The sequence below is a fragment of the Mycobacterium sp. genome, assembly GCF_049281135.1.
Classification (GTDB): domain Bacteria; phylum Actinomycetota; class Actinomycetes; order Mycobacteriales; family Mycobacteriaceae; genus Mycobacterium.
In genome coordinates this window covers 1-8,685 of sequence record NZ_JBAPRN010000698.1, presented here as the reverse complement: position 1 = coordinate 8,685, position 8,685 = coordinate 1, and the positions used below count along the sequence as shown (strand labels likewise).

The 8,685-nt window shown below is 61.1% G+C and carries 10 protein-coding genes; 5 read left to right on the top strand and 5 right to left on the bottom strand.

Annotation, left to right across the window (positions count from 1 at the left end; translation table 11 throughout):
• Window positions 1-1,392, bottom strand: a 1,392-nt coding sequence (locus WAN02_RS27935) for an HsdM family class I SAM-dependent methyltransferase (protein ID WP_422268512.1), incomplete at its 3' end; no start/stop codon positions are given.
• Between the two features lie 531 nt (window positions 1,393-1,923).
• Here WAN02_RS27935 and WAN02_RS27930 point away from each other — a divergent pair.
• Window positions 1,924-2,160, top strand: a complete 237-nt coding sequence (locus tag WAN02_RS27930) for a hypothetical protein (protein WP_422268510.1) — start codon at window positions 1,924-1,926, stop codon at window positions 2,158-2,160.
• An 85-nt stretch (window positions 2,161-2,245) separates the two neighbouring features.
• Here the strand turns inward: WAN02_RS27930 and WAN02_RS27925 are convergent, their stop codons facing one another.
• The 3 genes from WAN02_RS27925 to WAN02_RS27915 form a co-directional block, all read right to left on the bottom strand.
• A complete protein-coding gene (locus WAN02_RS27925) occupies window positions 2,246-3,334 on the bottom strand; it encodes a S1 family peptidase (protein ID WP_422268514.1) in 1,089 nt (362 codons plus the stop codon).
• A 638-nt stretch (window positions 3,335-3,972) separates the two neighbouring features.
• Complete coding sequence (locus tag WAN02_RS27920) at window positions 3,973-5,088, bottom strand: tyrosine-type recombinase/integrase (protein WP_422268508.1); 1,116 nt, start codon at window positions 5,086-5,088, stop codon at window positions 3,973-3,975.
• Window positions 5,089-5,175: 87 nt separating this feature from the next.
• Complete coding sequence (locus WAN02_RS27915) at window positions 5,176-5,415, bottom strand: helix-turn-helix domain-containing protein (RefSeq protein ID WP_422268506.1); 240 nt, start codon at window positions 5,413-5,415, stop codon at window positions 5,176-5,178.
• A gap of 128 nt (window positions 5,416-5,543) precedes the next feature.
• On the opposite strand from WAN02_RS27915, the gene WAN02_RS27910 reads away from it, so the two are divergent.
• The 4 genes from WAN02_RS27910 (at window position 5,544) to WAN02_RS27895 (ending at window position 7,256) form a co-directional block, all read left to right on the top strand.
• Window positions 5,544-5,825, top strand: a complete 282-nt coding sequence (locus tag WAN02_RS27910; RefSeq protein WP_422268504.1) for a type II toxin-antitoxin system RelE/ParE family toxin — start codon at window positions 5,544-5,546, stop codon at window positions 5,823-5,825.
• Between the two features lie 13 nt (window positions 5,826-5,838).
• A complete protein-coding gene (locus tag WAN02_RS27905; RefSeq protein WP_422268502.1) occupies window positions 5,839-6,126 on the top strand; it encodes a HigA family addiction module antitoxin in 288 nt (95 codons plus the stop codon).
• Window positions 6,127-6,235: 109 nt separating this feature from the next.
• Window positions 6,236-6,436 (top strand): hypothetical protein, encoded by a 201-nt coding sequence (locus WAN02_RS27900; protein WP_422268500.1) that lies wholly within the window; start codon window positions 6,236-6,238, stop codon window positions 6,434-6,436.
• A gap of 379 nt (window positions 6,437-6,815) precedes the next feature.
• Window positions 6,816-7,256, top strand: a complete 441-nt coding sequence (locus WAN02_RS27895; protein ID WP_422268498.1) for a hypothetical protein — start codon at window positions 6,816-6,818, stop codon at window positions 7,254-7,256.
• A gap of 453 nt (window positions 7,257-7,709) precedes the next feature.
• Here the strand turns inward: WAN02_RS27895 and WAN02_RS27890 are convergent, their stop codons facing one another.
• Window positions 7,710-8,555: an alpha/beta hydrolase gene (locus WAN02_RS27890; RefSeq protein ID WP_422268496.1), complete on the bottom strand. Its 846-nt coding sequence runs from the start codon at window positions 8,553-8,555 to the stop codon at window positions 7,710-7,712.
• Between the last annotated feature and the right edge of the window lie 130 nt (window positions 8,556-8,685).

The window sequence follows — 8,685 nt, the reverse complement described above, 5'->3', positions numbered from 1 at the left end:
GTGTAAGTCTTCTTTCGACTTCGAGAACGGCGGATTGAGCAAGCCGATATTCGGCTTGTACTCCTTGACCTTCGCGATGATGCCGGAGTCGAAACACGACCCTTGATGGAGGTTCGCCCGTCCGTCTCCGCGGAGGATCATGTTTGACGCCGCGAGCGCGTACATCGTGGCCTGTTGCTCGACGCCGATCAATCCCTTTGATTGGATGTCGGCAATCTCTTTCTCCGTGGTTGCTGTGCTGATCATGCGCGACATCGCACTGATGAGAAATCCACCGGTTCCGGCGCAGATATCTACAACGACCGAGTCCTTGTTTACGTTTGCGAGCAGCGCGAATAGCTCGGTCACGTGTCGAGGAGTAAGGACGATCCCAAGCCCCTTACCGTCGCCACCGCTGTACCGCAGGAACTCTCCGTAGAACTGACCCACGACGTCGAAATCGTGGTACACGGTAAGGAACGGCAGCACGCGGTCCGCAAGCATTGTTACGATTTCGTTTAGCAGGCCCTTCGGGTAACCCTTCTTCGCCTTGCGAAGCTCGGGATGTACCTCGATGTTGGTAAACGGCTGGGTCATTGTCTCGATTTTCTCTACCGGCAAATCCGCAGCCGTGACCTCCGCATTGATTGTTTGCATCCAAAAGGCGGGCAAGTCTTTTGCCGGGTACGCATCGTAGGTCGTACGGAAGACCTTGTTGCGCAGCGCAATCAGCGATCCCGCGACCGCGAGCGGCTTCTCCTTCTCCTCAAGCTCGGCCTCGTCCCGCATGAACTCATGAAGTTCCTGACTGAAACCGATCAAGTCGCTGACGCGTTGGTGCTGCACGGCGGGATCGAAGGATGCAGCGCGGATGAGGTCGGCCATCGGCACAAGCTCTTTGATCTGTGCGCCGGTCGGCGACACCAGGTCGCGAATTTCCGTCGTGCCCTTATTCATTAAGAAAATGGTCCACTTGTTTGACGCTGGCTTGCCCGACACGGCCACGCCAATGACGGTGTAGTTCGGCGACAACGCCTTTGCGTAGTGGACGGCACCGTCGAGCGCGAACTCGGCTGGCTTGTCCAGCTCCTTACTTCGATGCTTTGACACTTCTGCCTTGCACTCAACAACCACGACCATGTCTGGGGTGTCCAGCGAGGTGATGATGAACTCGGGGTAGCCTGCTCCGCCTTTACCGGTCTTGCTTGCCTTGGCCAGCGCCGCTCGGATCGCTTCGACTTCGCTCTGCTGCTTTTCGACCGTGACCTCGTCGGGATTGTCGTAGAAGCCGAGTCCGTGGAGCATCTTGTCGACCATGTCCTCAGTGATTCGCTCGTTCGCCACGCCGGTCACTCTAATTGCCGCGGCACCAGCACTTTGGGTGGAACCGTCGACCGGCGATTCGGCGCTCACGTTGAGCGCCTGGGCGATACTTTCGGTTGGCGGCTCGCGTGTGCTGTTTGCCGACGGCCCATTCGGGCACGAACTCGTCGAGGGAGTTCTCGTTGAGCACGTAGATCTACGGTCAAGGCCCGCGTTGCTCAACGAGTTCCTCCCTACGCGTCCAGTGCTTCATCACCCGACCGAGCCAATCCCAGGTCGACAGGTCACGCTTTCCGCCGATGCAGAACACCCGTAATCCGCTGTCCCATAACGCTCGAACCTCGACTGTTTCGCTTTCGGAGTTTCTTATCGCGGGCGATCACGACGAGGCCGCGTGCGGCGACCGCCGGAATTAGTCGGGGTCGAGCACGCCATACAGGCACTCTGGGAGCGTCCAGCGTCCCAATTGACATGGACGATGTAAACGTCAGCCCCTAAGGGCTGACGGACTCAACCCAGACGACCAGGCCGTCATTGCGGCAATCGACCTTGTTCGGTGGGAACTCTCATTTCTGGGGTCGGAGTCGATGCTGTCAGGAGAAGATGCAACACTCGGCCGCTATGAGCGATCAAAAAGTGACTTTCACGGTGACGGTGCATGACGTCGACCTTGCTACATGGGCGAAGGTCGAGGACGTGTCTGAGGCCGATGCCGCCGATGAGTTTGCACTGATCGCCTCTCATCACGTTGGTGACGCCATAAGAGAGAAATTTGACAACCAGGGCCTCACAATTGCGACCACCCGCGAAGACGGTTCGTTGCTCTACACAGAACGTCCGGGCGACTTTCCCGACTAACCCTGCGCGCCAGGCAATCTAGACGGCTCGGCGGTTGGTCCGCCGTCAACTCGATCGCCGCAGGCCCGGATCGGCCCACATCTCGCTACGGTTGAGGCCCGTCGATCGACGCAAGTCCGCCGAACCCCAAATCGCTCAAAGCGCGAATAATTTCACTCGAAGGGATGCCGCGATAAAACGAGGGGGCGCGGACCTTCGCCGTCAATTCCTCGACCTCGCGTTCCAGGTGGTCGATGCGCCCCTCGGGCGTAGCTGGCGGCGGCGGTTCGTAGTCTGCGGCGCTGGCTCGAGTCGTCGGCGAACTGTCCTCGACCACTAGGCCGATGACCCGGCCATCATGCGCGACGATTGGGCCGCCGCTATTGCCCGGGCGAGCGATCGCCGAATAGAGAAACGTCTTTTGCCGCGGCAGCCCACCGCCAGCCGGGGTTTCCAAGGTCGGATTCACGACCTCACCGCGCTGCACGGTGACCGCCATCCCCGCAATCATCGGCACATGGGGATAGCCGAACAGGAAGACCTCATCGGCCCAGGCCGGATCGCGAAACGCCATCCCAGCTAATCTCGGCAAACCCCGCCCTTCAGGCGCCCGGATTTCGACCAAGGCGACGTCGAGTTCTCGATGCGGGTGAACGACGAGCTCGCAGTCGACGCTCTCGCCGCCTTCCTCCCCGCTCGGCGGCGTGATGCTGGGGGAGGCGCCCGGCGCCATCGCCGCGACGACGTGTTTGTTGGTTACGACATGCGTGTGGTCGAGGACCAAACCCGTACCCCAGCAGGGCTTTCCGGCGACATCAGTTCCTGCAATTTGGACAGTGACAACGTTGTAGCTCGGAATGATTAGCTCCGCGCCGAAAATCTCTGAAAGCCAGAGGTTCCCGCCGACCTGTCCGGGAGATGCGCCTCCCTGCGTCATATATCGCTGGGCCATGAAGTGTGGCAAGTTGGGTGCCGGGCCGCAGGGTAATAGAAAACCGACGCGCTCAAGTGCATCAATAATCCGGTTCAACGCGGCCATATTGCCAGCGTCGCGCAAACCGCGCGTGCGGAGATAGTTCGAGTAGTCGGCGACCGACCACGGTTCGATGATCGTTGGGTCGACGGTCTTGCCGATCGCCGCAGCAACTTCCGAGGTCTGCGGCGTCTTGAAGAACGAGTGCGCACAAGCTGCCACCCATGCGCGCCAGCCGAGGGTTCCTGGCTCTAAGTCGGCCGCCGATGGCGCCCGAGGAACCAGCGCCTCGGCACCTGGGGTGTCGTCGGAGCCCGCCACGGCCCTAACGCTATCTGCGGTCGACCACGACGCTGGCTTTCGACATGCCCGTGCCGGAGTTGCGGAGGCCGCTCACATCAGGTCCAGCACGGTCGCGGCGACGTCGAGCGCCCGGGCGACGCCGACCGAATTAACGCAGTAGGGGCCGCGGCCAGCGCGCACGGTGGCGGCACGACCTCGCAGCGATCCGACCGGATCTCCCGCGGCCGCGCCGGACTCTGCGATCCGTACCGCCTTTCATACCGCCTTTGAGCCGATTTGACCGTACTTTTCCGCACCTGTTCGCAGCCGTACGAATACGCTCAAAACTGTTGCGCCACAGAGCAGAAAGAACACACCAGCGGACACCTACGCATACCGCCGTTAAGCCTGGGGGTCAAGTGGTCGCAGGTTCAAATCCTGTCAGCCCGACCATAGAAATGCTGTCTGATCTGGTCCTTTCCTTTTTCCTCCACTGCACATACGTTCGACAGCGTCGGAAATTGTCACAGATTGTCACAACTAACCGGTTGATGTCACCGCACGAGTGTGCGAAGGCGTCACTCGCTGGCGCTTGATGTCGGCGGAGCAAAGCTGCGCGCCGCAATTTCGAGTGCCTCGGGCTGCGCGTGCACGTAGGTCCGTAGTGTGAACGAGACGTCGGCGTGGCCCAGCCAGGCCGCGACCAACGCGATGGGCACGCCTTGCAAGTGCATGAGTGTTGCGCAGGTATGCCGGGCGTCGTGCAGCCGCACCTGCGGCACTACGAGGTTCTTGATGGCCGCTTGCCACATGGTGGATAGCGTCGAGGGGTGGTACGGCTCGCCGGCCTCGTTACAGACCACATAGTCCAGGCCCGCGTAGGCCTCTCCGAGAGACAGCCTTTCCGCTGCTTGGCTCGCTTTCGCCGCGGTGAGCTCGCCGAGCAGCGCATCAGGTAGCGGGAGCACTCGCCCTGCTGACGCTGTCTTGGGGTCGTCTTGGTCGAGTGCGCGACCGCCAACGTCGACGCGGGTCTTGCCGATCCGCACTGTTCGCTGGCCGAGATCGACGTCATCCCAACGCAGGCCCGCGATTTCACCGCGCCGTAAGCCCGCGAGAGCGAGGTGCCAGGCATGCCGGTTGCGGTCCTTCGCGATGCCGCTGAGGACTGTGCGCACCTGATCGGCGGTGAATGTCTCGAATTTTCTGGCCTTGCCCGGTACGCGATCGACGAGTCCTGCAACATTTCTCGCCAAGCGGCCCTCGGCGACCAGCTGCGCGAGGACCTGCGATAGCGCTCCGAGCATGTAGTTGCACGACCGCGCGCTCCACGCCTTGCGCGGCCGGCCGCCGGGCCGCTCCAAGCTGCCGGCGCGCAGCTTCACGATCAGTTCGTCGATGTGTCGGCGGGTCAGATCTTGAACGGCCAGATCACCGAGCTCGCTGCGAACAGGCTGCAGGACATACTCATAACCCGCGGCTGTAGTGGGGCGGATCTTGTGGCGAGACTTGAGCCAATCCGCGCAAGCGTGCTCCACCGTAAGCGTGGATGGCTGCACGTAGGTGCCGGAATTAACTTGCCCCTGGATCTCCGCCAGCGCCTTCCGGGCTTCCTTCTCGGTCCGATAGCGGCGGCGCAGTTGTTTGCGCTTTCCGTCAGCGGTTCCCGTGTCGACGGTCAACTGATAACGCACGACAGCCTTGCTGCCGACGCGGCTGGTTAACTCGACGCGTCGGATCTGAGGCGGAAGCTTGCGGCGTTCGGCCATTTCAGTTGGGCGTTACGACGCAGCTTCGGTGTGTGCTGCGATGAAGCGGTGAATCTCAGCGGATGTGACCCGCCGAGAAGCCCCAATCTGGACCCAGGCGAGCTCGCCGGAATCGAACAGCCGGTAGATTGATGAGCGCGAAATTCGCAGCGCTGCAGCAGCTTCCGAAATAGTCAGAAGCAATCTGCCGTTGACGGGCTTTCCGGAGAAGGGGTTATGCTCGCTTGGGCCTGGGGAGTGTAGCTGGTTCATAGGATCCCCTCGTGGTGAGTGCTGTTCCACCACTGTAATTCGCCCCGGCGACTACTTCGTGCACAATCTTCCGGAGCCTACCGTTAGTAACGCTTTACGTTAATAACGGATAGCGTTACTATTGGTGAGTGATCCGCTCGTTCCGGGACAAGGACACTGAGGCGATCTGGCAGCGCCGCTACATCAAGAGACTCAGCCCGGAACTCAGCCGGCTCGCACACAACAAGCTCGTTCTCATCAACGCCGCCGAGAGCATCAACGACCTTCGTGTCCCACCCGGTAACCGCCTAGAAAAGCTCAGCGGCAGTCGCGCCGGCCAGTACAGCATTCGCGTAAACGACCAGTGGCGGATCTGCTTCACCTGGAGCACCGCCGGTGCCAGAAACGTCGAGCTCGTCGACTACCACTAGAAAGGAGAGCACCATGGCCGATTTCGCACCTACACACCCGGGCGAGATTCTTCTCACCGAGTTTCTCGAGCCGATGGGCATCTCGCAGTACCGGATCGCCAAGGCGATCGACGTGCCCGCGCGGCGCATTAACGAGATCGTCCACGGGAAAAGGGGAATCACCGCAGATACTGCACTGAGGCTGTCGCGCGCACTAGGACTGAGCGACATGTTCTGGATCAACATGCAGGCTCACTACGACGCCGAGATTGCGCGTGAGCACCTCGCGAAGCGGCTGGAATCGATCGAACGCATCGCGTGATGTCGAACCGCCTATCGCCCTGGCGGTCGACAACGGCCCGGTGCGACCCGGTCCGCTTTAAGCGTGTCGTGCGCAATAGAGCCGCCGCTCAGCGGAAGACTTCTAGCCCGTGCCCGGAGACCATGACCCGACCCTGTCCGAGCTCGGCACCGCTGACGTAGAGGCGATTGCCCAAGCAATCGACACCGCCGCTGGAGGCGATGACCAGTCCCATCACGATCTGCCGATCGCGGCATTGAAGACGCTAGACGACGACACGGTATCCGCAGACCTCCGAGGAGCGGTCGCGAGCACGTTCTATAGGGTCTGAGACTGGACGGGGACGATCCGGCCCGAGCAACCGTGTCTGTATCCAACGATTCGGCGGCGGAAGCTTCTGATAAGGAATTGTTTCTCTGGCGCGCCCTCGGGACCGCCCTGAACCATCCAATGCCAAAAAGCCTTGTGCAGGATCTCCTATTTCTTCGAAGAGACGGCAATGTCGGACAGCACGCCCGTGAGGCGATCCGTCTCTATCAGCCGAGACGCCGAATTAGCCTGGCGAAAGCATGGAGCGCTTAGGAGCTTTCAGCCCCGTCCCGCACTCGTGGCGCGAACCCCTTGCTGTACGGCAACACCCAGACTTTCTAGCTTCCCTGAGCGAACTGCTGGAATGGATTGGACAGGGCCAGTCCTGGCAGCGAGAGCACATGGGGCGAGAGCTCTTCGCGGCGGCAGCCGGCCCTTTTGATGAACCCGTTTTGTCGCTCCTTCTTGAGACAGTCCGGGCCGGCAGCGCAACTGACGCCCAAACCGTCGCAAAGGTCTTGGCGGCGGCTCCCAGTGATCTGGTGTTCAACCACGTTAATTTTGTAGCGGACTTACTCGCCGCCTCAGCACGGCTCGGGCCAAGCACCGCCGCGATGATGCAACAGCATCTTGATGTGAGCGCCATCACCGGGGAGCGCTGGGGTCGGCCTGGCGAACCATACGCTCAGGATGTTCGTATTCGAGACGACGGCGCGGCAATAGCCGCCAGTTTTCCGCAAGGAACCCTGGTTGCGGATTTTTATCGCAGCTTGAGCGAGCATGCTGCTCGGGTCGTTGAGCACGATTCAGCGGACGACGAGACAGGCGGCCCGACGTGGTAGCCGCGAACAAGTGTCTCGAAATTAAAGTAAATGAGACAGGCCCACCAGAATCACTTGTAAGGAGTGAACTGCCAGGCCACCGTGTCTCACAAGTTGACTCAAAGCTGAAGAGCGTGAAAGCGTCCTCCGCTCGTTGCAGGAAGGGATCGACTTGAGTGGCACGGTTTCGGGTGTGAGGTCATCGCATACATGACCTAGGGTCTTAGCCATCACCTTTAATAGTTCTTGTGGCCGTCGCAGATAGTCGGTCATCCACTTGCACCCGTGTACGAAACTGGACCCGATTGAGTAGCACCTCATAGCGCCCAGTGTCATCCCGAGTTGGGACAGCTCGGCGCTGGCGGGTCGGGATAGTCAATCCGGTTGTCGCACAATGAGAAATAGGCAATACCAGGGACTGTCAGGATCTAAGGATCGCTAATCCGTTGCTAAGGGTACGACGCACATCGCAAATCAGCGTAGGTGTTGTTTCAGGAAGTCCAGGGCGCGATCGGCGACCTCGTGCCAGCCGCTGTCGAAGACCAGCGAGTGGCCGCGGTTGGGCATCTCAACGAACTCGGTGGGAGAACTGTTGCGGCGCTGCTTCTTAAACGACGCGGTGGCGATCGCTGCGGGCGCGATATGGTCTTTTTCCCCGCTGAGGATGAGCATGGGCCCACGCTTGGGGTTGCGGGTGTCGGCCGTGATCTGGGTCGCCGGATTGAAGTTGGCGATGGCCGCCTGAAACAGCGGAATGCCCGAGCCTGCTACGGGCAGGGCCGCGTAGTGCTGCTGGCATTCGGCGTCGCTGATCGCGTTGCCGAAGGAATACCGGAATTGCCGGTAGGTCAGCGTGACCGATCGTCGATAATTCAGCGGGTTGCCGATGACCGGCCACGCGGAGCGCAGGGCCGACAGCGGTAACGGCAGGACACCTCGAAAGGGTGCGGAGTCGATGGCCACCGATGCCGTCGCCAAACCGCGGCCGGCGAGTTGTTGGGTGATCAGTCCGCCGAACGAGTGCCCCACGACGGCCGGCTGCTGATTGAGCTGCGCGATGGCCTCGGCCATATGGTCGGTGACTTGACGCACCGTCTTGCCGGCGAAGACCTCGGGGTGCGCCCGGCCCTGCTCGACCGTCTCGGGGTCGTCGGGCCAGTCCGGCGCCACCGTCGCGTATCCATGCGATTCAAACAGCTCACGCCACGGCTGCCAGCTTGACGCCAACATCCATAGTCCGTGCACGAAAACGACGGGTCTGCGCCCGGACGCATTCGCCTGATCGAGTTCGCGCTGTTCGCGTGCGGTCAACACGTTCATCACCTCATCCCGGAGCTATGTCGGCGGACCGGGCGCGCGGCGTTGCGCGGCGGATCCTCGCATTGATCGTGGTCGAGTTCATCTCGTTGGTCACTGTTTGTGGCGACAACTCTGTATCGCAGAGGGTTGT

Coding starts and splice junctions, on each gene's coding strand:
- WAN02_RS27890 (WP_422268496.1), bottom strand. CDS start 8,555: ATGAACGTGTTGACCGCACGCGAACAGCGCGAACTCGATCAGGCGAAT.
- WAN02_RS27930 (WP_422268510.1), top strand. CDS start 1,924: ATGAGCGATCAAAAAGTGACTTTCACGGTGACGGTGCATGACGTCGAC.
- WAN02_RS27905 (WP_422268502.1), top strand. CDS start 5,839: ATGGCCGATTTCGCACCTACACACCCGGGCGAGATTCTTCTCACCGAG.
- WAN02_RS27895 (WP_422268498.1), top strand. CDS start 6,816: ATGGGGCGAGAGCTCTTCGCGGCGGCAGCCGGCCCTTTTGATGAACCC.
- WAN02_RS27915 (WP_422268506.1), bottom strand. CDS start 5,415: ATGAACCAGCTACACTCCCCAGGCCCAAGCGAGCATAACCCCTTCTCC.